The organism is Streptomyces caniscabiei (assembly GCF_014930365.1).
Taxonomy (GTDB): Bacteria; Actinomycetota; Actinomycetes; order Streptomycetales; family Streptomycetaceae; genus Streptomyces; species Streptomyces caniscabiei.
Genome location: NZ_JABXWI010000007.1, coordinates 491,857 through 516,841, shown reverse-complemented (window position 1 = coordinate 516,841; position 24,985 = coordinate 491,857). Strand labels below are relative to the sequence as shown.

Below are 24,985 nucleotides of genomic sequence, written 5' to 3'. Positions count from 1 at the left end.
CTCCGGCGACACCCTCGCCTCCCCCATGCAGGGCACCATCGTCAAGGTCGCCGTCGAGGAGGGCCAGGAGGTCAAGGAAGGCGACCTCGTCGTCGTCCTCGAAGCCATGAAGATGGAACAGCCCCTCAACGCCCACCGCTCCGGCACCATCAAGGGCCTCACCGCCGAAGTCGGCGCCGCCCTCACCTCCGGCGCGGCCATCTGCGAGATCAAGGACTGACCCACACGCGAACCCCCGCGCCCCGAAAGGGCCGGTAGGCCCTCAAGGGGCGCGGGGAACTGCGCGAGAAGCCCCCGTCACCCGCACCCGCGCAACCACCCCGTCACCCGAGCTCTTAGGCTGAAGCCGCCCCCGCCAGAAGAGAGCAGGTGACGCCAGAGTGAGCCCCACCCCGGCCAAGCCCCCCGCAGCAGGCCGGAGGCCCCTGCGGGCCGACGCCCGCCGCAACCACGACCGCCTGCTCACCGAGGCCCGCCTCGCCTTCGCGGCGCACGGCACCACCGCCTCGCTGGAGGACATCGCCCGCCGGGCGGACGTGGGCATCGGCACGCTGTACCGCCACTTCCCCAACCGAGAGGCCCTGCTGAGCGCGGTCTTCGAGGAAGCGGTCGCCGATCTGCTGGCCCGCGCCCAGGCACACCTGCACGCGGACCGCCCCTGCGCGGCGCTCGTCGCCTGGCTGCGCGACATCATCACCCACGCGGGCGAGTACCGGGGTCTGGCGCAGGCCCTGATGACGGTCTCGTACGCGGGCTCCCGCGCCGCGGACGAGTACCCGTCGGACCTGGCCCGGTGCTGCGCCCCCATCCGGGAGGCGGGCACCGCCCTCCTCCGCCGGGCGCAGGACGCTCACGCCGTACGCGAGGACGTGTCCATCGGCGATCTGCTCCAGCTCACCCACGCGATCGCGCTGGCGGCCGAGGAGACCCCGGACGACCCGGAGTTGGCCGACCGCCTGCTGACACTGACCCTGCGCGGCCTGAAGCCCTGACCCGCCGAACCGAGCGTGCCCACACGGCGACCCCACGGCGCGACCTCACACGGCATGCCCCCACGCGGCTCACCCCACACGGCTGACCCCAGCAAGGTCAGCCCACCGGGCGCAGCCCATGAACCGCAGCCATGAAGCTCAGCCCACGCGGCTCAGCCACGCGGCGCGGCCCCGCTCCCTACCGGCGCCGCAGATCAGCGACCCGCGCCGCGCGCTCCCGCTCCCGTTCACCGGCGGGCGGCTGATCCCCGAGGACCGTGGCGGTGCGCAACTGGGGCGCGGTGCCGTGGACCTGGTTGCGGCGGGGCCCCGGCAGAGGCACGTCCCGGCGCGAGTGACGCGCCGGGACGGGATCGCCTCCCGTACCACCGCCGCCCGACGCCCCGGCCACGGAGATCTGCACGCCCTGGTCGGCCAGCGCCTGCAACTCGGTGACCGCGCGGTCGTCGTGGCCGGGCGGGTCGTCGGTGACCAGCCGGGTGATCACATCCGTCGGCACCGTCTGGAACATGGTGTCGGTGCCGAGCTTGGTGTGGTCGGCGAGGACGACGACCTCGGCGGCGGCCTGGACCAGCGCGCGGTCGACGGACGCCGACAGCATGTTGGACGTGGACAGGCCGCGCTCCGCGGTCAGTCCGCTCCCGGAGAGGAAGGCCTTGGAGACACGCAGCCCCTGGAGGGACTGTTCGGCTCCGGAGCCGACCAGGGCGTAGTTGGAACCGCGCAGGGTGCCGCCGGTCATCACGACCTCGACACGGTTGGCGTGGGCCAACGCCTGGGCCACCAACAGGGAGTTGGTGACGACGGTCAGCCCGGGGACCCGCGCGAGCCGGCGTGCCAGCTCCTGCGTGGTGGTCCCCGCCCCGACCACGATGGCCTCGCCCTCTTCGACGAGGCTCGCGGCGAGATCGGCGACGGCCGTCTTCTCGGCGGTCGCGAGATGAGACTTCTGCGGAAAGCCGGACTCCCGCGTGAACCCGCCCGGCAATACCGCACCGCCGTGTCGGCGGTCGAGGAGTCCTTCTGCCTCCAGAGCGCGCACGTCCCGCCGTACGGTCACTTCGGAGGTCTGGACGACGCGGGCGAGCTCACGGAGCGACACAGCTCCATTGGCCCGCACCATTTCGAGGATCAATTGACGACGTTCTGCAGCGAACACGAAACTGACAGTAACGCCAACGACCATCTGCTTTCAGCAGTTTGCGCCGAATAGCAGAAGTTGTTCGCAGGGTGGGGCGAGAAGTGATATAGGGACGATCCCGGACGGAACCCGTCACATACCGGTCAGACAGACCGTCGGATCATCACACCGTCGCACCGTCAGACCCCATCACCCGACTTGCGCGTGTGGAGCTGGCGCGCGACCTCGGCGATCGAGCCGGACAGCGACGGGTACACGGTGAACGCGTTCGCGATCTGCTCGACGGTCAGGTTGTTGTCGACCGCGATCGAGATCGGGTGGATCAGCTCGGAGGCGCGCGGCGAGACCACGACACCGCCCACGACGATGCCCGTGCCCGGCCGGCAGAAGATCTTGACGAAGCCGTCCCGGATGCCCTGCATCTTGGCGCGCGGGTTGCGCAGCAGCGGCAGTTTGACCCCGACGGCGTCGATGACCCCGGCGTCCAGGTCGGCCTGGGTGTAGCCGACGGTGGCGATCTCGGGGTCGGTGAAGACGTTGGACGACACGGTCTTCAGGTTCAGCGGGGCCACGGCGTCGCCGAGGAAGTGGTACATGGCGATACGGCCCTGCATGGCGGCGACGGAGGCCAGGGCGAACACCCCGGTGACGTCGCCGGCGGCGTACACACCGGGAGCGGTGGTCCGCGAGACCTTGTCGGTCCAGATGTGCCCGGACTCCTTGACCTTGACCCCGGCCTCCTCCAGGCCCATCCCGGCGCTGTTGGGGACGGCGCCGACGGCCATCAGACAGTGCGAGCCGGTGATGACCCGGCCGTCCGCGAGCGTGACCTCGACCCGGTCCCCGACCCGTTTGGCGGACTGGGCCCGGGACCGCGCCATGACGTTCATGCCGCGACGCCGGAACACGTCCTCCAGGACGGCGGCGGCGTCCGGGTCCTCGCCCGGCAGCACCCGGTCACGGCTGGACACGAGCGTGACGCGCGACCCGAGCGCCTGGTAGGCGCCGGCGAACTCGGCGCCGGTGACACCCGACCCGACGACGATCAGCTCTTCGGGCAGCTCGTCGAGGTCGTAGACCTGCGTCCAGTTGAGGATGCGCTCGCCGTCGGGCTGCGCGTCGGGCAGCTCACGCGGGTGTCCGCCGGTGGCGATGAGCACGGCGTCGGCGGTCAGGGTCTCCTCGGACCCGTCGGCGGCGCGCACGACCACCTTGCGCGACCCGTCGAGATCCTGCTGCCCCGCCAGCCGCCCGCGCCCGCGCATCACCCGCGCGCCGGCGCGTGTCACCGAGGCGGTGATGTCGTGCGACTGCGCCAGCGCGAGCCGCTTCACACGCCGGTTGACCTTGCCGAGGTCCACGCCCACGACACGCGCGGGCGTGTCGATGTGCGGGGTGTCGTCGGCGACGATGATCCCCAACTCCTCGTACGAGGAATCGAAGGTGGTCATCACCTCGGCCGTCGCGATGAGGGTCTTCGACGGCACGCAGTCGGTCAGCACCGACGCCCCGCCCAGACCGTCGCAGTCCACGACGGTCACCTCCGCACCGAGCTGAGCGGCCACGAGCGCCGCTTCGTATCCGCCGGGTCCGCCACCGATGATCACGATCCGAGTCACATGCCCCATTGTCCCGCACGAGCACGGATGCCAACGAGTCGGGGTGCGGGCCGCCCCGCAAGGGGCGCGGGGAACCGCGCGACCAGCCACAACGCACCCGCACCCGCGACACAACAGGCACCCCCACCCCAATAGGCGCCCAGCCCCCCGAGCGGAGCGCTCCCGTACCCTCTCCCCATGTCGCTCTACGCCGCCTACGCCGGCAACCTGGACTCACGCCTGATGTCCCGCCGCGCCCCTCACTCCCCGCTGCGCGCAACCGGCTGGCTGAACGACTGGCGGCTGACCTTCGGCGGCGAGCACATGGGCTGGGAGGGCGCCCTGGCCACGGTCGTCGAGGCCCCCCGCTCCCAGGTCTTCGTGGCCCTGTACGACATCGCCCCCATGGACGAGGACGCGATGGACCGCTGGGTCGGCGTGGGCCTGGACATATACCGCCGGATGCGGGTCCGCGTACACACGCTGGACGGCGAGGAACCGGCCTGGGTCTACGTCCTCAACGGCTACGAGGGCGGCCTGCCCTCCGCCCGCTACCTGGGCGAGGTGGCGGACGCGGCGGAGTCGGCGGGCGCGCCCCACGACTATGTGATGGAACTGCGCAAACGCCCCTGCTGAGGGACCGCCCCGCGAGGCGTGGGCACGCCCCCCCGCGCGCACTCCGCGCGCGCCCCGCGTTGGAAACGACAAGGCAACGATCCCGATCCCGGGAGCCTCGTCATCTACGCGCGTAGGCTCTGACCGGATACCCTCGTCGCGTGAACGCATCTCTTCTTCCGGACGACATCCAGGGCGACCCGTACGCCGCCGCCGACGCCGCCGCCGCGCGCCTGCGCGAGCTGACGGGCGCCGAGACCCACGACGTCGCCCTCGTGATGGGCTCCGGCTGGGCCCCCGCCGTGGACGCCCTCGGCGCTCCCGAGGCGGAGTTCCAGGTCACCGAGCTGCCGGGCTTCCCGCCGCCGGCGGTCGAGGGGCACGGCGGCAAGGTCCGCTCGTACCGGATCGGTGACAAGCGCGCGCTCGTCTTCCTGGGCCGCACCCACTACTACGAGGGCCGCGGTGTCGCCGCCGTCGCGCACGGCGTCCGTACGGCCGTCGCCGCCGGGGTGAAGACGATCGTCCTCACCAACGGCTGCGGCGGTCTTCGCGAGGGCATGCGTCCGGGCCAGCCGGTGCTGATCAGCGACCATCTGAACCTGACGGCGACGTCCCCGATCGTCGGCGCGAACTTCGTCGACCTCACGGACCTCTACTCCCCCCGCCTGCGCGCCCTGTGCAAGGAGATCGACCCCTCCCTGGAGGAGGGCGTCTACGCGCAGTTCACGGGCCCGCACTACGAGACCCCGGCGGAGATCCGCATGGCCCGCGTCATCGGCGCGGACCTCGTCGGCATGTCCACGGTCCTGGAGGCCATCGCCGCGCGCGAGGCGGGTGCCGAGATCCTGGGCATCTCCCTGGTGACCAACCTGGCGGCCGGTATGACGGGTGAGCCCCTCAACCACGAGGAGGTCCTCCAGGCGGGCCGTGACTCGGCGGCGCGCATGGGCGCGCTGCTGACGCAGGTCCTGAACCGGCTGTAGGACGCGGGGCGCGGGTCTCGTCGTCGGGTGCGGGTGAGTGGGGGCTGGTCGCGCAGTTCCCCGCGCCCCTGAAAAAGCAGGGGCTGCGCCCCGTGCTTTTTCGGCCCGAAAGGGCCGTAGGCCCTTAAGGGGCGCGGGGAACGGCGCGAGAAGCCCCACCGGACCCGCACCCGACAACGCGCCCCCTCCCCGGGACAATCGAGCGCCCCCCACAAACAAAGAACGAGACGAGAGGTTGACCCCCGTGCACGACGACCTGATCGCCCGCGCCAAGGCGTGGCTGGCCGAGGACCCCGACCCGGAGACCCGGGACGAACTCGGCAGGCTGATCGACGCGGCGGACACGGCGGAACTGACCACCCGCTTCTCCGGCACCCTCCAGTTCGGCACGGCCGGCCTCCGGGGCGAACTCGGCGCCGGCCCCATGCGCATGAACCGCTCGGTCGTCATCCGCGCGGCCGCCGGTCTCGCCGCGTACCTGAACAAGCAGGGCTCCACCGGCGGCCTCGTCGTCATCGGCTACGACGCCCGCCACAAGTCCGCCGACTTCGCCCGCGACACGGCCGCCGTGATGACCGGCGCGGGCCTGCGCGCGGCCGTCCTCCCCCGACCCCTGCCCACGCCCGTCCTGGCCTTCGCCATAAGGCACCTGGGCGCGGTGGCCGGCGTGGAGGTCACGGCCAGCCACAACCCGCCGCGCGACAACGGCTACAAGGTCTACCTGGGCGACGGCTCCCAGATCGTGCCCCCGGCCGACGCCGGCATCGCGGCCGAGATCGACGCCGTCCGCTCCCTCGACGACGTCCCCCGCCCGGAGTCCGGCTGGGACACCCTCGACGACAGCGTCCTGGACGCCTATCTGGCCCGTACGGACGCGGTCCTCGCACCCGGCTCCCCCCGGAGCGCCCGCACGGTCTACACGGCCATGCACGGCGTCGGCAAGGACACCCTGCTCGCGGCCTTCGCCCGGGCCGGCTTCCCGGAGCCCGTCCTCGTCGCCGAGCAGGCGGAGCCGGACCCGGAGTTCCCGACGGTCGCGTTCCCCAACCCGGAGGAGCCCGGCGCGATGGACCTGGCCTTCGCGAAGGCCCGCGACACGGACCCCGACCTGATCGTGGCGAACGACCCGGACGCCGACCGCTGTGCCGTCGCCGTGAAGGACGGCACCGACTGGCGCATGCTGCGCGGCGACGAGGTCGGCGCGCTCCTCGCCACCCATCTGGTCGGACGCGGTGTCCAGGGCACCTTGGCCGAGTCGATCGTCTCCTCCTCCCTCCTCGGCCGGATCGCCGAGAAGGCGGGCCTCCCCTACGAGGAGACCCTCACCGGCTTCAAGTGGATCGCCCGTGTCGAGGGCCTGCGCTACGGCTACGAGGAGGCCCTCGGCTACTGCGTCGACCCCGAGGGCGTCCGCGACAAGGACGGCATCACGGCGGCGCTGTTGATCACGGAGCTCGCCTCGCGGCTGAAGGAGGAGGGCCGCACACTCCTCGACCTGCTGGACGACATCGCCGTCGAGCACGGCCTGCACGCCACCGACCAGCTCTCGGTCCGCGTCCAGGACCTCTCGCTCATCGCCCGCGCGATGGAACGGCTCCGCGAGCAGCCGCCGACCGCCCTGGCCGGCCTGCCCGTCACCGAGGCCGAGGACCTGACCCGGGGCACGGACCGGCTCCCGCCCACGGACGGGCTGCGCTACACGCTCGACGGGGCGCGTGTCATCGTCCGCCCGAGCGGCACCGAGCCCAAGCTCAAGTGCTACCTGGAGGTCGTGGTGCCCGTCGCCGACCTCGCCGCCCTCCCGGCGGCCCGCGCGAAGGCGACGGACCTGCTGGCCGGCATCAAGCGGGACCTCTCGGCGGCAGCGGGCATCTGACCCGCCCCGCGCACACGAAAGGCCCCGGCCGGATCACGGGCCGGGGCCTTCGCCATGTCCAGGGCCGACACCGGCCGGGGCAGCGCCCTACGGCACCAGCACCAACACCACCGCCCACACCACGGCGAGCACCGCGCTCAGCGGCCACAAGGGCATCCTCCGGCCCGTGTACTCCCCCTCGGGCCGCAGCGCGGGCTCCCGCCACATGGCGGTGATCTCGGCGGCGGTCCTCTCGTAGGGGTGCACGAGCCGCAGCTTCCGCTCCAGCCAGCGCCAGCGCTCCGCCCGGACGCTCCAGGCCGGGAACGACGCCCGGCGGCTGTCCACCGTCAGCACGGCACCGGCGCACCGCACGGTCGCGAGGTCGTCCCACTCGACGTGCCGGGGCCCGCCCCAGCCGCTCAGCCACAGCCCCGACCGGTCGGCCGTGATGCGCCAGGTGAGCATCTGGGGCAGGGTCAGGATGCCCAGGAGACCGATGACACCGCCGATGACGTACTGCTTCAGTCCGTCCGGGTACAGCCCCACTGCGGCCATCGCGACGGTCATGAACAGGGCGGCGGCCCAGTCGGCCCAGCCCGCGCGCCAGCGCCGCAGGGACACCGGCTCGTCCCCCAGCCGCGCGCGGCTCTCCGTGACGGCCGTGGCCCGCAGCTCCTCGTGGACGGTGTGCCGCTTCGCCCTCGCCCGCTGTGCGGCGGCCCGGTGCCGTACGGTCCGGTCGGACAAGGGCCGCACCGGCCCGCCGGACGACTCCACGACCAGTTCCACGGGCGCGTCACCCTGGGCGGCCTCCGCGTCGACCGGCTCCTGCGGAGTCTCGGCGGCACTGACGATCACGATCTCGGCGCCGTCGTGGGGCAGCCCGTACAGCACGGCCTCCCGCAGCGGCCCGGGCTGATCGTCGTCATCGTCGACGGCGTCGAGAAGCGCGTCCCGCGCCTCCCCACCCTCACGTTCCTCGCCCGCTTCCCCCTCGTCGGCGTCCTCGTCCTCGTCGGCGTCGTCGTCGTACCACTCCTCGGTGGCGACGGTGAACAACGGCCGCAGCGCGTCCACGTCGTCGGCGGCGAAGACCTCGGCGTCGCCGTCGGCGCCGTCACGGACGAGCACCCGCAGCACCGGCACCGGCGCCCCCCGCAGCGAGGCGGCCCGCCTGCGTCCCAGCCATCCGGAGAGCAGCGAGGTGAGCCCCCAGCCGACCACGAACCACAGGACGAGCGTGACCTCGTGCCGGTCGGTGGCGACGTCCCAGCCGGAGACGGTGGAGAGCACCCCCGCCCCGACCACGGTCAGCAGGCATCCGAACCCCATGAGGAACCGTCCGCGCCGCACCGGCCCGACCTCGTCGGGCACCGTGGCGGTGACCCCCTCGGTGGCGGCCAGAGCCCACTGCCGCTGGAGCCGGCGCTTGCTCAGCCGGATCTCGGCCATGGCCCAGGTCAAGGTCGCGGCGACGATCCCCACCAGGGCCGGCACGTCGTGCGGGCCGCCGAACCAGGCCAGCAGGAACAGCAGGGCGGGCGCCGAGAACCGTACGACCTCGGGCCTGACCAGGGTCCACACCAGCTGGAGCGGGACCAGCGCGGCGAGGGCGGCGGGCAGTTCCACGAAGTTCGCCAGCCAGAAGCCGACGATCAGGCCGCCCGGGACGACGGCGAGCAGATGCAGGGGCCGCGTCCGCGCGGGCACCCACAGGGGCGGCCGGGTCCGGGCCCAGGCCTCCACCTTCTCCCCGCTCCAGGCGACGCACCCCTCAGGCACGGCGTACGCGGGGAGCGGACGCGGCGGTGGGGAGACCCCGGGCGGGACCTGGAACTCAAGCTCGGTACTCATCGTTCTCTGGACACTCCGGCCGCCGTCGTCAATGCGCCGCACGCGGGTCCGACACGATCCAAGCGAACCGGGCTGTGAAGGCGGGACACACGAGCAGCGCCACCATAGAACAGACGTCCGGAGTTCCTGGGCCGAACGGACTCCCGGAGCCCTACGTAACACACCCCGCCACCGCACCGGGGGTCACCCCACGGCGATCAGCACCGCCAGCAGCACGGCCCCGGCCGCGGCGGGCGCCACGATCTCCCAGGCCCAGCGCACACTTGGCTCCCCCTGCGACCCGGCCGCCTTCGCCCGCGCCTCGCACAGGTCCCGCAGATCGGCCATGACCTGGTCCGCCTCCGCCCGCGCGGGCGCGGTCCGGCCGCCGCCCTCCCCCTTGGCGGCCCGACGGTCCTCCCGCATCTGCTGCCGGGCGGCCTTCTTGCGCCCCCGCAGCGAGACGGGGATCGCCCAGAGCTGGTACTTGGTGCCGCTCTCGTCGATCACCTCGTTGGTGTAACCGGACCGCAGCGACACCACGCTCGCCCAGGGCAACTCGATCACCCGGAACGGATTGCGCACCCTCAGCCGGTCCTCGTTGGCGAACACGGCCGGCCGGACCGAGAACGCGACCACCACCGGCACGGCCACCAGCATCGACGCCAGCGCCAGCCAGGGCGTACGCCCCTCGCCGGACACCACCGCGTCCCCACCGAGCCAGGCGAACAGCCCGAGCAGCAACACCCCGCCGGCCAGCCCGGCGGGCGACCGGTACACCCGGTCCTTGTACACGGGCTTGCCGGGCGTACCGGGTTTGCCGGGCGTCGACGCGGAGGCCTGATCCGAGGTGCTCATACGTCCGATTCTGCCCGACGCCGCACATCTGTCCGCAGCCGAGGTCGCGCCCGTAAGGGGCGCGGGGAACTGCGCGACCAGCCCCACACCACCCGCACCCGCCACACGACAAGCACCCCCACCACCTCACGCGCCCGTTCGAACAATCCGGGGGCTGTACACCTGCTACGCGCGTAGATATGCTCGTCTGGTGACCATGTCCACAGCTGCACCCCACGCTCTCGCCGACGTCACCGCGTCCGACAGCACGCTGCGCCGCTTCCTCCACGGGCTGCCCGGCGTCGACCCGGTCGGCCTGGAGGCGCGCGCCGCCTCCCTCGGCACCCGTTCCATCAAGACGACCGCCAAGGCGTACGCCATCGACCTGGCCATCTCCATGGTCGACCTGACGACCCTGGAAGGCGCGGACACCCCCGGCAAGGTCCGGTCCCTCGGCGCCAAGGCGGTCCTCCCCGACCCCACCGACCGCACCACGCCCGCCACGGCCGCGGTCTGCGTGTACCCCGACATGGTGCCCGCCGCGAAGGCCGCCGTCGCCGGCTCCACGGTCAAGGTCGCCTCCGTCGCCACCGCCTTCCCGGCCGGCCGCGCCTCCCTCGCGGTGAAGCTGGCGGACGTCCGCGAGGCCGTCTCCGCCGGCGCCGACGAGATCGACATGGTCATCGACCGCGGCGCGTTCCTCGCGGGGAACTACCTCAAGGTCCACGAGGAGATCACCGCGGTGAAGGAGGCCTGCGGCGCCTCGGCCCGCCTGAAGGTCATCTTCGAGACGGGCGAACTCTCGACCTACGACAACATCCGCCGCGCCAGCTGGCTCGGCATGCTCGCGGGCGCCGACTTCATCAAGACCTCCACCGGCAAGGTCGCGGTGAACGCCACCCCCGCCAACACCCTCCTCATGCTGGAGGCCGTCCGCGACTTCCGCGCCCAGACCGGCGTCCAGGTCGGTGTGAAGCCCGCCGGCGGCATCCGCACCACCAAGGACGCGATCAAGTTCCTCGTCCTGGTCAACGAGACCGCCGGCGAGGACTGGCTGGACAACCACTGGTTCCGCTTCGGCGCGTCCTCGCTCCTCAACGACCTGCTGATGCAGCGCCAGAAGCTGGCCACCGGCCGCTACTCCGGCCCCGACTACGTGACGGTGGACTGATCCCCATGGCTTCCGCATTCGAATACGCACCGGCCCCCGAGTCCCGGGCGATCGTCGACATCGCCCCCTCCTACGGCCTGTTCATCGACGGCGAGTTCACCGAGGCCGCCGACGGCAAGGTCTTCAAGACGGTCAGCCCCGCCTCCGAGGAGGTCCTCTCCGAGATCGCCCAGGCGGGCGAGGCCGACGTGGACCGCGCCGTGCAGGCGGCCCGCAGGGCGTTCGAGAAGTGGTCGGCCCTCCCGGGCGCGGAGCGCGCGAAGTACCTCTTCCGCATCGCCCGCATCATCCAGGAGCGCTCCCGCGAGCTGGCCGTCCTCGAAACCCTCGACAACGGCAAGCCGATCAAGGAGACCCGCGACGCCGACCTCCCCCTGGTCGCCGCGCACTTCTTCTACTACGCGGGCTGGGCCGACAAGCTCGACCACGCCGGCTTCGGCGCGAACCCCCGCCCCCTCGGCGTGGCGGGCCAGGTCATCCCCTGGAACTTCCCGCTCCTGATGCTGGCGTGGAAGATCGCCCCGGCCCTGGCGACCGGCAACACGGTGGTCCTGAAGCCCGCCGAGACGACCCCCCTGTCGGCCCTCTTCTTCGCCGACGTCTGCCGCCAGGCGGGCCTCCCGAAGGGCGTCGTCAACATCCTCCCCGGATACGGCGACACGGGCGCGGCGCTGGTCGCGCACCCGGACGTGAACAAGGTCGCCTTCACGGGCTCCACGGCGGTCGGCAAGCAGATCGCGAAGACGGTCGCGGGCACCCGCAAGAAGCTCACCCTCGAACTGGGCGGCAAGGGCGCGAACATCGTCTTCGACGACGCCCCCATCGACCAGGCCGTCGAGGGCATCGTCAACGGCATCTTCTTCAACCAGGGCCAGGTCTGCTGCGCGGGCAGCCGCCTCCTCGTCCAGGAGTCGATCCAGGAGGAACTCCTCGACTCCCTGAAGCGGAGGCTCTCCACCCTCCGCCTCGGCGACCCGCTGGACAAGAACACGGACATCGGCGCGATCAACTCCGAGGAGCAGCTGACCCGGATCACCTCGCTCGTCGAGCGCGGCGAGTCGGAGGGCGCCGAGCGCTGGTCCCCGGCCTGCGAACTGCCCACCTCCGGCTACTGGTTCGCCCCGACGCTCTTCACGAACGTCACGCAGGCGCACACCATCGCCCGCGACGAGATCTTCGGTCCGGTCCTCTCCGTCCTCACCTTCCGCACCCCGGACGAGGCGGTCGCCAAGGCCAACAACACCCAGTACGGCCTCTCGGCGGGCATCTGGACCGAGAAGGGCTCCCGGATCCTGGCCGTGGCGAACAAGCTGCGCGCGGGCGTCGTCTGGTCCAACACGTTCAACAAGTTCGACCCGACGTCGCCGTTCGGCGGCTACAAGGAGTCGGGCTTCGGCCGCGAGGGCGGCCGCCACGGCCTGGAGGCGTACCTCGATGTCTGACCGCCTGTCTGTTTTCAAGACCTACAAGCTGTACGTCGGCGGGAAGTTCCCGCGTTCCGAGAGCGGCCGGGTGTACGAAGTGACCGACGCGAAGGACAACTGGCTGGCGAACGCGCCGCTCTCCTCCCGCAAGGACGCCCGTGACGCGGTCGTGGCCGCGCGCAAGGCGTTCGGCGGCTGGTCCGGCGCGACGGCGTACAACCGGGGCCAGGTCCTCTACCGCGTCGCCGAGATGCTGGAGGGCCGCAGGGCGCAGTTCGTCTCGGAGGTCGCCGACGCGGAGGGCCTGTCGAAGTCGAAGGCCGCGGCCCAGGTGGAGGCCACGATCGACCGCTGGGTCTGGTACGCGGGCTGGACCGACAAGATCGCCCAGGTGGTCGGCGGCGCGAACCCGGTCGCGGGCCCGTACTTCAACCTCTCCTCCCCCGAACCGACCGGCGTCGTCGCCGTCCTGGCCCCCCAGGAGTCGTCGTTCCTGGGCCTGGTCTCGGTGCTGGCCCCCGTGATCGCGACCGGCAACACCGCGGTCGTGGTCGCGAGCGAGAGGTCCCCGCTGCCGGCCCTCTCCCTCGGCGAGGTCCTGGCCACCTCCGACGTCCCCGGCGGCGTGGTCAACGTCCTCTCGGGCCGTACGTCGGAGATCGCGACGCCCCTCGCGGCCCACCAGGACGTCAACGCGATCGACCTGGCCGGCGCGGACGAGGTCCTGGCGAAGGAGCTGGAGATCGCCGCGGCCGACAACCTCAAGCGCGTCCTGCGTCCACAGCCTGTGGACGACTGGTCGACCACGCCCGGCACCGACCGCATGACGGCGTTCCTGGAGACGAAGACGGTCTGGCACCCGACGGGGTCGCTGGGCGCGTCGGGGTCCAGCTACTGATCGAGTGGCTCCGCAGAAGCCCGATTCAGGTGGCCCCGGCATACTCCGGGGCCACCTGCTTTCCACTATCTGTCAGTCGAAGGCCGTTCTGGTCCCGCCTCCGTGCTCAGTGACCCGCGGGCGGCACAGGACCTTTACGGTTCCCTGAGTGAAGGCCTCGTCAGTCGCCTTGCTCGACCAGAGATAGGCCTCCCCCGGCTGCAGAGCCGCCATCTTCTGCGGCGTGAGGCCACCCAGCGCGGTGTTCACCTTCTGTAGGTACTTGAGCCACGCCGGTGAGGTGAACTTGTGCAACACGATTTCACTGGACAGCTCAATCAATGCGGTCGGAACGGACGGCGGGTCCTGGCTCGCGACGATGACGGACATACCCTTGTGCCGCATTTCGCGAACACTCGAGACGAGCCCTGCCACCAAGTCCCCACTGTCCGCATACTTGTGCGCCTCGTCGAAGACGACCAGCTTGTTGAATTTCTCTTGTCCCTGACGCGCCTCTGCAAACAACTGCATCAGCACGACGAACAAGCCGAGTGCATCACTTTTCTCGATGTCGTCGGAGCGCACATCGACGATGATCAGCCGTCCGGGCCGCACCAGATCACACAGCCTGGCGGTGTCGTCGACGAAGCTCCCCGCCAGTTCCAGTCTTGCCTTGGCCTGCTTCTTGAGGTGATCGGCAAGCTCGGAATCCTCGATACCATTGCGGATAGCTTCGAGAGTGAGGTCCTTGCGGTTCTCTTTGATGATCCGGTTGACCTGCCGAATGTAGGTGGCCTGATTACCCACGGCCCCCATGAGAAATCGCCAGTGGCTCATCTTCAGCTCGGAAGAGGCGAAGGTCAGCGGCCGGATCTCCAGGTCCGGAAATTCTTCCCTCCGGTCTTCTAGGTTCTCCGTGGGGACGAGCATCATCACGTCCTCCAACCCAACCGGCTCAGCACCGTAACGCAGCCGCAGAACGGCCCGCTGCGCCTTGTCGTCGTTGGGACGGATCATGCTGGTGAATTCGGGGGCGTAGTCGGACGTCTCGCTGTAGTGGAACACCATGCTTGCCAGCGGCTTGGCAAGCCGATTGATCCCCGGGACGGGCCGACTGGCCATCTCCAGGATGGCGCCCAGCGTGTAGCTCTTGCCGCCGCCCTGCACCCCGAACAGACTCATCGTGTGGGTCTCGTAGAGGTCCAGAGCGACCTGACGGCCTGCGGCATTGCCGAGCAGTCCGAACTGTGGTGAGGGCTGAGCAACTCCGAGTACCACATCGGCTGTGATTTCGTGTGCATCGGCAGCGCTGTCATCCCTCTTGTCCTCTGTCGCATCTGTCGGAGCTGATGGTGACGCTTCCCTCTCCCTGTGTGCGGCACCTTCGCTCTGCTGCGGCTCAGGTGACAGATCATCGGCCTCCTCGGGCGCTGTCTCGGCGAAGAGCTCCTCTGTATTCGCTGTGCGGAGCTCGTCTCCGTTCCCCGGCTCCTCACCGTCGGCATCCAAAGGAAGAGGCCCGGGTTCGTCCGGCACGATCCGCTCGCGTTCGCGCGGCCTGAGCGTGGCAAGCGCCGCAGCATTCGCATCCATGAGGGTCGTCGGCCCGGCAGTGCCCGACAACAGGTCGGCACAGTCCGTGTCTGTTTCGTCCTCCCCTGCTGTCCCGGACTTCTCCGCCGCCTCGGCCGGTCCTCGCAGGTACTCCGTCCGAATCTCATCAAGCAACCGCAGCGCGTGGTCCCGGCCGACCCGGTGGTAAGTGATGCCGCTCTCGGCATCGACGTCCAGTCCGTTGGCTGACAGGTCGAAGACCAGTCCTGTAGCGGTGAACTCCCAGGTGAAGTGATGGTCCAGGTGATCGAGAAGCCAGCGTGCCTCGTCCCGGGACTTCCCAGAAAAGAAGCCGTACCGATCCGCGCGCGCGAGGTAGTGCCCCAGCAGCGTGCGCAGTGCGACGTTCTGCAGTGGACGGTCGCTGCGGGAGACGGACGGATCGAACAAGCTGGTGAGGACGCGCCGGGTGTTGTCCAACTGTGTGCGGATCCGCTGCCGTGTCGACTCGAGGGCTGCCAAGCCGCCCGAACCCGTGAAGCACTTGACCTCCACCAGTCGGCAGGTGATGGTCGCGCGTTCGGCATCCAGGTCGAACAAGGCCAGATCGGTACGGTGCAGTCTGACCGCGGTGTCGCCTGCGGCCGAGCGCCGCTGCTCCTCGGCGTAGAGCTCGGGATGCGAGTCGAGCGGCAGCAGGATCTGGTGTCTCAGCGCGCTGCAGTTCTCCAGATACAGGCGCGCCAGCGCCAGCCCCACCACCTCGGTGCGCCCGCTTTCAGTCAGGGCGGCCAGCTTGAAGGCCAGGTTGCCCGACAGTTCGCGCAACTGGTCGAAAAAGGTGCGGACATGGCGCTGCTCGATGCTGAGCCGACGGTCCGCGAGGACGGGCTCCAGCAGCGCCCTCAGCTCGTCGATAGAGCGTGAGGAGACCACGACATGGCTGCTCATGCCTGCCACCGAGGATGCCTTGTAGTCGATGACGTACTCAGCTCGGTTCCGGCGCCCGTGGTCGAAGTACTCGGCGCCGAGCGTACGGTCCACGGTGATCACCCAGTCGCTCATACGGTGCACATCGTGCAGCAGTGAGCGGTCGTCCGTGCCAAGGCTGAGGCTTATCTGGGGCAGCATGCCGGGGCGGGGCTCCCCCGCTGTGGCCGCGACCGCGGCGGCCGACAGGGTGGCGGGCAGTGCGGCCAGTAGGTCTCCGGTGATCTCCGCCCCGGGCAGGGGGTCAGTCGCACCGTGTCGGGGACGGCGGCTCCAGACCGCCGATCCGCCGTCCTCGCTGTAGTGGCTGGTCATCTCCTGGACGAGTCCGTGAACGGCGGCCCGGCCGGAACCAGGCCGGCCGGGAGCGATGTCGTGGCGCTCTCCGCCGAACGGAGCGAACAGGAGAGTGAGGTGCGCGGGAAAGCCCTCGGCGGCCGAAGTCAGGTCGGCGAGATCCCGGACGACCACCGACAGCTTCGGGCGCAGTGGATCACCCGGCGTGGAGAAGGCCTCGGCCGCCGCGGTGCGTGCCCCGTCCCCGGGGGCGAAGAGGTCGGTGAGGGCGGCCCCTGCCCAGGGATCGTCGGGAGTCGGGGTGAACAGTCGCACCGTGTACCGCAGGTGGGCGAGGTGGCGGCGCTCCTGGAGGGCGGTGAGCATGTCGGTGAGCAGTTCGCCTCGCCCGGCACCCACCGCGTTGATGATCAGGCAGTCGGCGTAGGGGTGGAGGCGGATGTATCGCTCGACGCGGTCTGCGAGATCCGCGCCGGTGACATCGCCGCTTGTGGCGGCCGCGCCGTCCGCGCCCAGTGCCGTGGCGATCCGGGCGACCGTTCCGCGTGGGTTCTCGGTCTCGCTGGGCAGACAGACCTGCCAGTAGTCGGTCAGAAGGCCGACCGCAAAGGTGAGTTCTCCCGTGCCGAGCGGCACGGTGAGCGGGAAGCCGAGCGGGGCAAGTCTCCGTTCCAGCGCTTCGAGCCGTTCCAGGACGGCCGCCCTGTCCTCGTGTTCCGCTTCACCGAGCCAGTGGTCGGCCAGAGCGGCATGGCCGCTTTCCCATAGCATCCGTAGGGGGTGTGTGGGTGCCACGAGCACGGCATCCAAGCGGTTGCCGTCCGGGGTCGCCAGAGTCACGGGGAGCGTGTCGGTACGCACCAGCAGATGGAGCTCGCGGCGGTGCGTGTCCGTCTCTCGTTCGTACGGATCGTCGAGGGCGCGCAGGCAGGCCGCCAGCGCGTTCAGATAGGCCTCCGCGTAGGCCTCGGTCAGGGGACGCAGTTCGCGGGGGTCCTTGCCCTCCACCACCTGGGTGTCCTCGCCGGTCGACTCCCCGGTGATGGCCGAAAAGAGGACGGCGCGCGTGTGCAGGAACGTGGTAAATGGGGCTGTCACATCGGCCTGGCGTGCTGCGGGCGATACATCGAGGCGAAGGTGTGCTCCGTCCGCCGCATCGATCTCGACCATGGGGCCGGTCAGGTAGTCCGGACGGCCCAGCAACCACTGTTGGGCCTCGGCGAGCCACAGCGGCAAGTCGAAGAGGAAAGGTGCTCCTGAGCCGAAGGAGGCACGCAGTGAGCGGGTCTTGGTTCCCGTCGTAGCCCAGGTGACATCGCGGCAGGTGACACGCTCGGGGTCGCGTCCCTCCGCCCGAGCGGTGAACCGCAGACGATTGAGGGCCTGGGCGACGCCGGAAGCGTGCTGAACGCGGGGGGCCGGCGGCTCGTCGAATTCGCCTTCCGGCACCACGTAGAAACGGTCGCTCTCGTCCGTCCGTCGTGCCTGGCCGGTTCGGGGCACGGGCAAGGGCTGGCCACGGTCGTCCAGCGGCGTGACCCGGACGAAGTGCCAGCCTTCCTCCCATTCGGTGGCCCGGCGTCCGCGCTTCAGCTTCACCTGCGTCTTGTGCACGTTCTTGGTGGTGCGGCGGTTCGCTGAGAAGGTCGCGGTGAGCCCTGTGGGGCTGACCGCCACCGAGCTCTCATCGTCCTCGTCACCGCCTTCGCCCACCGATTCCGAGTAGATCTCCACCTTGAAATGCGCGAGCCCGTTGACGGTGCGGGCGTCGGGGTCCACGGTGAACGACACCGGCAGGGCGGACAGCCCGCCGGGCAGCAGGTAGCGGGCTCCGAAGACCCGTTCCAGGACGGGGTGGTTACGGAGGTCCTCGTCGCTGTCGCCGACCTTCGGCAGGGCTGTCAGCTCGGCCACTTCCACGGTGATCCGCTGGTCGCTACGGTCCTGCTCTTCCGGCCAGTGGTGGAAGGCCAGCGGCCAGTTACCTGGTTCGATCGCGATGGCCCGGCACCAGTCCCGGGGCTCGGCGAACGAGGTGCGTCCCGCGAAGGCGACCAGGCGCTTCACGAAGGTCTGTTGTTCCGAGCTGGTCCGGGGCAGACCCAGGGCGAGGACCCGCTGTCGGGGGGTGGCGGCGTTGTCGCTGAGTGCGTCCACGACACGGCGGTTGCGTTTGCTCTTGTGCCCGACCAGCGCAGGATCGGAGAAGAGCCGGAAGTCGGGAATGAGGCCGAGCAGGTAGACGGCCGCGCCCGCGGACTCCGGGTGATGGTGGTTCTCCCGGAGCGTGAGCAGATATCGCACGGCGGCCTGGGCGTCGGTGCCCTTCGGCCCTCCGGCTGCCGGGGAGCCGAGCAACTCCGTGACGGACGAACGCAAAGCCTCGGGCACCTGGCCGAGCAGGGTCTGCCGCAGAGCCACGTGCACGTCGTCCAGCAGCAGTTCCTCGAAGGTGGCGGTGGAGAAGGAGTCCTCCGCGCTGGCACGGGTGCCGGGCGGAACGAAGACCAGCAGCGGGGACCGTAGCGCCCCGGTGTCGTCGGGGTTGCGCAGTTCCACAAGCCGGGTGCTTGTGATGGTCACATCATCAGCGTCGGGTCCCAGCGTTCCTGCGTCGAGGACGTGAACCTGGGCCTCGGGAACCGCGGTGTGCAGCCTGCGGGTCAGGCTCACTGCCACGTCGGCCTGAAGCCCTTCGACGCGCATGCAGTGGCCGGCTTCCCGCCGTCGCAGCACGGAGGCGATGCGAGGCAGCAGCGCCTGTTCCAGGGCCTGACGCCACTGGTTCTCGGTGATCTCGGTCAGTCCGCGTGCCATGGTGGTCCGTTCTCCGCTACTTTCCGCTGCCCGCTGTGACCATGCCGTCCTGTGCGATCACGAAGCGGGGTGTGATCACCTGGGTGAAGTACGCGTCGGACAGGTCGTCGTAAAAGCCGATCTCCCGCAGCTTTGTGGTGAATGCCTCGGTGTTCGTCCGCAGCGCCGCCTCCTCCTCCGGCCCGGGGACGGCGAAGCCGTCGGCGGTCGGAAGCCGGTCGATGTGCAGGCCGTAGCGCGTACGCAGCAGGTCGGTGAATTCGTCAAGCCGGAGGGAGACGGTGTGATGGGTGAACCGCGAGCGGGTGCCGCGTGGATTAGGACGCAGCAGCGCCACCTGGACGAGTACTTCCAGCAGCGCGCCGTCGAGGACGAACCGCCGTCGGCCGCGGTGAGGCTGTGCGATCAGTGCCCCCGGCCTGTTCTTCAGCAGCAGGGAATCGATCGTCTCGATGAGGTACTTGTGGTGGTAGCGGCCGCGATAGGCCATGAGCAGCTCGATGTACTGCTCGAAGGCACCCAGCCCCATGGATGCTTCCAGCAACGGCCGGACAGCTTCGGGCTGCTCCTCCCGCGGTGTCTCGACGAGGATGCTCTCCAGACGGGCTTCGAAATAGCGCTCGCGTCGCTCCTGATAAGCCTCCGAGCCGAAGCGCAGAAGTTCACCGACAGTTGCCCGGCCCTGGGAAGGCCGGGTCGCCTCGCCGCGTGAGACAAGGTGGTCGACGAAATCGTCGAGCCTGCGGACCACGTAGCCGGCGCGGACAAAATCCGGGATGCGCCGGTGCCAGGCGGCCGCGCTCTGTTCGGCCAGGGCAGCCGCTGCGGTTCCGGGGATGCCCGCAGCGTCGACGAAGAGCCCGGCGCGGAAGGGGCAGCCCGCCAGCGGATCGGCCGCCGTTCCGGTGGCGGGGCAGTTGTCGGGACCGCAGGCCGGGTCAGCGCAGCCGCGTGCCACGGCCTGCGGCAACAACTTCATCGCTTTCAGCTGCCCGAGAGCGAGATGCAGTGCGAAGAGGATCTTCAGGTATTCGACGAGAGTGACACGCGGCAACAGGTCCTTGAGGGACATCAGGCGCAGTACGTCGTCGGCGAGCAGATCGGCCTGGCCGACGCACAACGGTGGGGCGTCGTACCAGCCTCGCACCTGTTGCGGTGCGTCCTGGGTGACCTGGCTGTTGAGGTGCAGTACGGCCTGGGTCTCGACGTCGATGCGGGTGTCAGCGGACTCGTCGTCGGGGCCACCGCGTAGTGCGGCGCCGAGTCCGGTGAAGAAGAAGCGCCGCAGCTGTTCGAGGGCTGCCTGGCCCTGGCCACCACGTGCGTGGCGCAGCATCTGGTAGAGCTGGGCGTCCGCACCGTAGGCACGTGAGTGGTAGTAGTTGCGGAATTTGTAGGTAAGTCCGTGCAACGGGCGCAGTCCGGCCACTGCCTGGCTGGACCGGCCGCGGTTGACCATGTCGAGCAGCTGGGTCTCGATCCACCGGCGGGTGATGTCGCTGTGCTCGGCGAAGCCGGGGAATTTCGCGGCGTGCTGTTCCTTGGTGAACTCCTTGACGAAGGCGTCGACGGAGAGTTCTTTGCGCTGCACCATTTTGCTGGGCAGGCCGTTGTGGTTGACCCGCATCAGGAATCCGGTGAGGACCCGGTCCATCTCGACGCGTTTGTACTCCAGGTGGGAGACGCCGAGGTGTTTCAGCTCGCTGTCGCGGCGGCGCAGTGCCATCAGTGCTCCGTTCCTCGTGCCGGGGCGAGCCGCAGGGTGCCATCGGGCTGCCGGGCAAGGCGGTACGGAGGGCTGCCCGGGGCGCTGAGCAGTACCTCCTGGCAGGAAGCCGCAGACAGGGCGTTCTTGAAGACAGCGAGCGCGAGGTTCTGGCCCTGGCGGTCTTCGATGCCGGGCTGGTGGCCGCGGTGGAGCCGGTCGAGCAGCTCGTACAGGTCGAGGCGGACGACGAGCCGGGCGTGCTGCGGGCCGCCGCCATCGGGCCGGTGGCTCATGACGAGTTCCCGGGGGCTGGTCTCCACATACGGGGAGGCGGCGGGCGTACGCACGTCGAGCGCGAACCGTCCGGCGGGGAAGAGGCGGTGGCTGCGCACCGTGGCACCGCGCACCGCCCTGACCGAGAGGGCGAGGTCGGGTTCGCCGTCCACGCCGGAGAGGTATGGCATCTCTTCACCGCGGCTGATCGCCTCGACGAGCCGGAGCAGTTCCCCACCCAAGGGGAGCCTGCCGTCGAGGAGGCCGAGGAAGCGGTCACCGGACCGATAGCTGATCATCGTGGTCCAGCGGGTATCGTCCAGGCTCTCGAAGTAGAAGCGGCGTCGGGCTGCGGCGAGATAGGCACGGTGGGCGTCGCGTTGGATGCCGCCCGGGTCGGCGGTGCGAGGAAGGGCGGAGAACTGTGCATGCAGGAGTTCCTCGTCGTGATCGCCGCGCTGGTCCACGGAGATCAGACTGTGGCCGCCGGAGGGCCCGGTGTAGTCGAGTCTCCGGTCGAGCTGCGGGTCGGGGACTCCTGCCATGTCCAGGTCTCGCAGCTGGCTGAGGACCCGGTCGTGCTCTCCGGCGTCGCCGGTGTGGATTCCGGCCCAGCTGGTGAAGTAGAAGCTGTCGAGCCGTTTCTGAGCGGTGTCGGCGCCGTCGGCGTAGAGGGCGTGGATCTGGCCGCAGTCCCGTCCCGAGGTCAGGGTGTAGGCGAGGGCTGAGCGCAGGTCGCGCAGGGTGACGTGGAGCCGGCCACGAAGCTGGGACATGCGGTGCAGCGTGGCGAGTCGTTCGCGGACCTGGGGTCCGGCCGTGGGATGGGCGAAGGTCCGGGCATTGTGCAGGGCGTAACAGCGGGAGGCGAGGGGGCAGGAACCGCAGACCTCCCAGTGCCGCGCGTCGGTCATGGTCTCGACCATGCGCCGCATGATGGAACCGGTGCCGTAGGGGTCGGCGAAGACGTCACGCGCGTTGAGGTTGATGACGACGACGCCGTGTGCCTCCTGCCCGCTCGCGAGACCCTCGCGAAGGGTGTCGGCGAGCAGTGGGTAGCGCTCCTCGTGCCGACTCAGGAAGTCGGCCAGCCGTCCTTCGTTGATGGCGAGCAGCCGGGTCTCGTCGTCGGTCCAAGCCTCGGCGGTGTCCCCCTGGTAGGGGGCGAGAAACGCCTCCAGTACGACGTCGTTGTCCGTTCCGTCCTCGTCCTGACTGCCGTCGTGGTTGGTACGGAACAGGCGTTCCCGGTAGGTGAATTCGTCTCCGTTGGTGCGGTTCTCGACGAAGGCCGCGCCCTTCTTGGCCGCGATGGTGGCGAGATTCTGGAGGAATGCCGTCTTGCCGTCGCCGGCATTGCCTGTGATGACCACCAGCCGATGCTCTCCCCGCAGCACGGCCTGGGTCAGCCGGGTGTCGAGGGCGGTCTCGACGTAGAGCGGGAAGCCTGCGGGGTCCAGGCCGCGGGTGCCGGCGTTGGTCCGCGAGTTCTGGCTGTAGAGGGTCTGCAGGTGGGCCACGAAGGGGTTGTGCCCTGGCTCGGCGGGCCCCGCCGAGGCGGCCGCGTGCCCTTGTTGTGCGGCCGGTGCTTCGTCCTCTGCGGGGTGGCGCGGGGGTGTCAGGCGTACTTCTCCGGCATGACGCAGCGCGGTGCGGAACGCCTCCGCGTCGGGGAAGCGTTCCGCCCGGCGAGGCGAGATCGCACGGCGCAACACTGTGACGAAGCCGGGGCCCAGGTCGGCGAAGCCGGCGATGTCCCGGGGGTCGGGGGCCTCCTCGTCACGCGGCGGACTCTCGCGGCCCCGCCAAGGGTAGGAGCCAGTGAGCGCCATGTAGGCGGAGATACCGACTGCGTACAGGTCGAGATCGGTGAGGTCTTCCGCCCTGGGCCGTCCCCGGCTGACGGCTCCGGGGGCGATGAACTTGGGAGAGCCGAGGGTGGGGGTGAGGGTGGAGCCGGTGGAGACCGCCGCGTTGAAGTCCAGCAGCCGGGTGCCGTCGGGGGTCCAGAGCAGGTTGCTGGGCTTGATGTCGCAGTGGTAGACGCCGTGTCCGTGCAGATGACCGAGGCCGGTGAGGCAGTCCTCCAGTAGCCGGAGCACGTCAGCCGGGCCCAGGGGCCGCTCCCCGCCGCGGTCGATGACGGCCTGGAGATCCCGCCCCTCCGCGTACTCCATGCGCAGATAGGGGAATCCTCCCTTGGGCAACCACTCCGCGTCGATGAGCCGCACCAGGTTGGGGTGCGGTGGGAGGCGGCGAAGCGCCCGGTATTCCTTCTTGAGACGCTCTTCCACCTCCAAGCCGCCGCCCGTGAGGATCTTCAGTACTTCGTCCTCGTCGTCGAGGACGTTGTAGACCCGGTAGACGACGCCGAACTGCCCCTGTCCGAGTTTGGCCCGCACGCGGAACTTCTCGGTGAGCCGGAAGCCGTGGGGCAGGTCGGCGTAGTTGCGTGGATTGTTCCAGTCGAAGGAACCGTCGTCCTCCCGCTCTGCCGGGCCGTTACGCCGCCCGCCCGGCACCGGCCGGTGCCGCTCCAGCAGTTCCAGTGCGTCACGGGCCTCAGGGCGCCGCTGCGGGTCGGAGTCGAGCAGCCGCACGATGAGGGACCGGACACCGGCGTCCAGCCCGGGCGCCTCGTCGAGCGTCGCCGCCGCGGCAGCCCCGGTGTTCCTCTCCAAGGCGGGCGCCTCCCCCGTGTACAGCTCGTGGAAGAGGGCCCCCGCCGCGTACATGTCCGAGGCGGGTGAGAACGCATCCGCGTCCTCCGCGACCTCCGGCGCCAGATAGGCCGCGTCGTGCCGCTCAAGCGCCGTCTGCCGCACCGTGAGCAGCGAGCTGCGCGGCTGCCCGGGGTAAGCCAGGTCGAATCCGGTCAGCATGGCGTCCCCGTCGCGGTCGACGAGGACCGCGTCGAGGGTGAGCCCCCGGTGCACCACGCCCTTGGCATGGGCGTGCGCGAGCCCGGCGAGCACACCGGACATCACCCGCCGCTTGGCGTCCGCGCCGAAGGGAGACGACTCGTCCGTGAGTCGCACCCGCAGAGCGTCTGCCCGCACGTCCTCCAGCACGACCGCATACCCTGCCTGGTCGTCCAGGGGGAAGTCGTCCACGCACGCCACGATGTGCTCGCTCGCCTTGAGTCTGCCGAGCGCCTGCATCGGCGTGCTGATCCGGGCGAACGCCGCTTCCAGCTCGGCCTCCGGCAGCAGCGGATCGACGCCGTGCACCTGGAGCAGGTAGGTGCCGGAGGCAGCCTGCCCTTGCCTGCGGACCCGGTAGACGGACACGTTCTCGTACGGGTCGTACGGGTCTTGCGGTGCCGCCGAGGGGTCGGTCTCCGCCAGGGTCTCCTCGACCTCGTACCGGCCGAACCGCCGGGGCCCGGAAGGAGTCCGGGCCTCGGCGAGCAGCGCCTGCACGATGTCGTCGTGCTGACCAGCGATGCCCGGCCCCCGGTTGGCGGCCGACGGACGGTATTGCGCGAGAAACGGAACGAGGTCGCGCAGCCGTACCGTGTGCGGCTCGTCCAGGCCGCCCGGGTCACGCAGAACTGCGTCGTCGAACGGCAGGATGACCAGCGGATCACACCACACCGACAGCCCCGCGGCGGAGCGGGAGCGCCGCCGCAGCAGCCCTCCCAGCACCCTTGCGTGCTCGCGGCACTTGCGCACCGGGCTCGGAAAATACGCCCCGCGCCTCAGATACCAGCGGGCCCCGCGCACCTCGATCCGGCCGTGCGCCCCCTTGGTGTCGGCGAGCAGGCACACACGGTCGGTGAGAATGGCCAGATCCACTTCGAAGACCTGTCGGCCACGCCCGTACGACAGCTCGAAGTTGGACACCACCGTCCAGTCGTCGGGGGCGTGGTCCCGCAGATGCCGCAGCACCATCCGCTCGGCATCATTGACCGGTTCACCCACCGGAATCATCCGCGCCACCGGCCGCAACCCCCCGTCCGCACCTGCACACTTCGAGTCACCGGCCACTCTATGCGCAGCCACTGACAATCCG

General features: G+C 70.2%; 15 protein-coding genes. 8 read left to right on the top strand and 7 right to left on the bottom strand.

Annotation, left to right across the window (positions count from 1 at the left end; translation table 11 throughout):
- Both HW837_RS22245 and HW837_RS22240 read left to right on the top strand, forming a co-directional pair.
- The coding region (locus HW837_RS22245) for an acyl-CoA carboxylase biotin carboxyl carrier protein subunit (RefSeq protein WP_193380586.1) at positions 1 to 220 on the top strand (220 nt) is incomplete at its 5' end.
- 205 nt (positions 221 to 425) lie between these two features.
- Positions 426 to 992 carry a TetR/AcrR family transcriptional regulator gene (locus HW837_RS22240; protein ID WP_045562928.1) on the top strand — a complete coding sequence of 189 codons (567 nt, stop codon included), beginning with the start codon at positions 426 to 428 and terminating at the stop codon, positions 990 to 992.
- A 178-nt stretch (positions 993 to 1,170) separates the two neighbouring features.
- Here the strand turns inward: HW837_RS22240 and HW837_RS22235 are convergent, their stop codons facing one another.
- A complete protein-coding gene (locus tag HW837_RS22235) occupies positions 1,171 to 2,178 on the bottom strand; it encodes a DeoR/GlpR family DNA-binding transcription regulator (protein WP_078853940.1) in 1,008 nt (335 codons plus the stop codon).
- 134 nt (positions 2,179 to 2,312) lie between these two features.
- The gene (locus HW837_RS22230; protein ID WP_267887708.1) at positions 2,313 to 3,842 is read right to left on the bottom strand and encodes an NAD(P)H-quinone dehydrogenase; all 1,530 of its coding nucleotides are present in this window, start codon (positions 3,840 to 3,842) and stop codon (positions 2,313 to 2,315) included.
- Positions 3,843 to 3,929: 87 nt separating this feature from the next.
- On the opposite strand from HW837_RS22230, the gene HW837_RS22225 reads away from it, so the two are divergent.
- The 3 genes from HW837_RS22225 (at position 3,930) to HW837_RS22215 (ending at position 7,208) form a co-directional block, all read left to right on the top strand.
- The gene (locus HW837_RS22225; RefSeq protein WP_045562870.1) at positions 3,930 to 4,367 is read left to right on the top strand and encodes a gamma-glutamylcyclotransferase family protein; all 438 of its coding nucleotides are present in this window, start codon (positions 3,930 to 3,932) and stop codon (positions 4,365 to 4,367) included.
- Positions 4,368 to 4,507: 140 nt separating this feature from the next.
- On the top strand, positions 4,508 to 5,332 hold the full coding sequence (locus HW837_RS22220; protein WP_045562871.1) for a purine-nucleoside phosphorylase: 825 nt from the start codon (positions 4,508 to 4,510) through the stop codon (positions 5,330 to 5,332).
- Between the two features lie 244 nt (positions 5,333 to 5,576).
- Positions 5,577 to 7,208 carry a phospho-sugar mutase gene (locus HW837_RS22215; protein WP_045562872.1) on the top strand — a complete coding sequence of 544 codons (1,632 nt, stop codon included), beginning with the start codon at positions 5,577 to 5,579 and terminating at the stop codon, positions 7,206 to 7,208.
- A gap of 87 nt (positions 7,209 to 7,295) precedes the next feature.
- On the opposite strand, the gene HW837_RS22210 is transcribed toward HW837_RS22215, so the two are convergent.
- Positions 7,296 to 9,044, bottom strand: coding sequence for a hypothetical protein (locus tag HW837_RS22210; RefSeq protein WP_193382481.1), 1,749 nt, complete (start codon positions 9,042 to 9,044; stop codon positions 7,296 to 7,298).
- Positions 9,045 to 9,227: 183 nt separating this feature from the next.
- Positions 9,228 to 9,881, bottom strand: a complete 654-nt coding sequence (locus tag HW837_RS22205; RefSeq protein ID WP_093790383.1) for a PH domain-containing protein — start codon at positions 9,879 to 9,881, stop codon at positions 9,228 to 9,230.
- 196 nt (positions 9,882 to 10,077) lie between these two features.
- Between HW837_RS22205 and deoC the strand changes: the two genes are divergently transcribed.
- The 3 genes from deoC to HW837_RS22190 are packed head-to-tail and all read left to right on the top strand — an operon-like array spanning position 10,078 to position 13,353.
- Positions 10,078 to 11,031 carry a deoxyribose-phosphate aldolase gene (deoC, locus tag HW837_RS22200; RefSeq protein WP_045562929.1) on the top strand — a complete coding sequence of 318 codons (954 nt, stop codon included), beginning with the start codon at positions 10,078 to 10,080 and terminating at the stop codon, positions 11,029 to 11,031.
- 5 nt (positions 11,032 to 11,036) lie between these two features.
- Positions 11,037 to 12,473 carry an aldehyde dehydrogenase family protein gene (locus HW837_RS22195; protein WP_045562875.1) on the top strand — a complete coding sequence of 479 codons (1,437 nt, stop codon included), beginning with the start codon at positions 11,037 to 11,039 and terminating at the stop codon, positions 12,471 to 12,473.
- Positions 12,466 to 13,353: an aldehyde dehydrogenase family protein gene (locus HW837_RS22190; RefSeq protein WP_193382482.1), complete on the top strand. Its 888-nt coding sequence runs from the start codon at positions 12,466 to 12,468 to the stop codon at positions 13,351 to 13,353. The genes HW837_RS22195 and HW837_RS22190 overlap by 8 nt, the downstream gene beginning before the upstream one ends.
- A 72-nt stretch (positions 13,354 to 13,425) precedes the next feature.
- Here the strand turns inward: HW837_RS22190 and mads8 are convergent, their stop codons facing one another.
- From mads8 to mads6, 3 genes are read right to left on the bottom strand one after another with little or no spacing between them, the layout of a single operon-like run.
- Positions 13,426 to 18,990: a methylation-associated defense system ATP-binding protein MAD8 gene (mads8, locus tag HW837_RS48780; protein WP_193382483.1), complete on the bottom strand. Its 5,565-nt coding sequence runs from the start codon at positions 18,988 to 18,990 to the stop codon at positions 13,426 to 13,428.
- Positions 18,991 to 19,006: 16 nt separating this feature from the next.
- The gene (gene mads7 / locus HW837_RS22180; protein ID WP_193382484.1) at positions 19,007 to 20,716 is read right to left on the bottom strand and encodes a methylation-associated defense system protein MAD7; all 1,710 of its coding nucleotides are present in this window, start codon (positions 20,714 to 20,716) and stop codon (positions 19,007 to 19,009) included.
- Positions 20,716 to 24,903 (bottom strand): methylation-associated defense system protein kinase MAD6, encoded by a 4,188-nt coding sequence (mads6, locus tag HW837_RS22175; RefSeq protein WP_408994913.1) that lies wholly within the window; start codon positions 24,901 to 24,903, stop codon positions 20,716 to 20,718. The genes mads7 and mads6 overlap by 1 nt, the downstream gene beginning before the upstream one ends.
- Positions 24,904 to 24,985 lie beyond the last annotated feature (82 nt).

Excerpts from the sequence above, each read along its gene's own strand:
- HW837_RS22235 (WP_078853940.1), bottom strand. The coding sequence starts at position 2,178 with ATGGTCGTTGGCGTTACTGTCAGTTTCGTGTTCGCTGCAGAACGTCGT.
- HW837_RS22225 (WP_045562870.1), top strand. The coding sequence starts at position 3,930 with ATGTCGCTCTACGCCGCCTACGCCGGCAACCTGGACTCACGCCTGATG.
- HW837_RS22210 (WP_193382481.1), bottom strand. The coding sequence starts at position 9,044 with ATGAGTACCGAGCTTGAGTTCCAGGTCCCGCCCGGGGTCTCCCCACCG.
- HW837_RS22205 (WP_093790383.1), bottom strand. The coding sequence starts at position 9,881 with ATGAGCACCTCGGATCAGGCCTCCGCGTCGACGCCCGGCAAACCCGGT.
- deoC (WP_045562929.1), top strand. The coding sequence starts at position 10,078 with ATGTCCACAGCTGCACCCCACGCTCTCGCCGACGTCACCGCGTCCGAC.
- HW837_RS22195 (WP_045562875.1), top strand. The coding sequence starts at position 11,037 with ATGGCTTCCGCATTCGAATACGCACCGGCCCCCGAGTCCCGGGCGATC.
- HW837_RS22190 (WP_193382482.1), top strand. The coding sequence starts at position 12,466 with ATGTCTGACCGCCTGTCTGTTTTCAAGACCTACAAGCTGTACGTCGGC.
- mads8 (WP_193382483.1), bottom strand. The coding sequence starts at position 18,990 with ATGGCACGCGGACTGACCGAGATCACCGAGAACCAGTGGCGTCAGGCC.
- mads7 (WP_193382484.1), bottom strand. The coding sequence starts at position 20,716 with ATGGCACTGCGCCGCCGCGACAGCGAGCTGAAACACCTCGGCGTCTCC.
- mads6 (WP_408994913.1), bottom strand. The coding sequence starts at position 24,903 with ATGATTCCGGTGGGTGAACCGGTCAATGATGCCGAGCGGATGGTGCTG.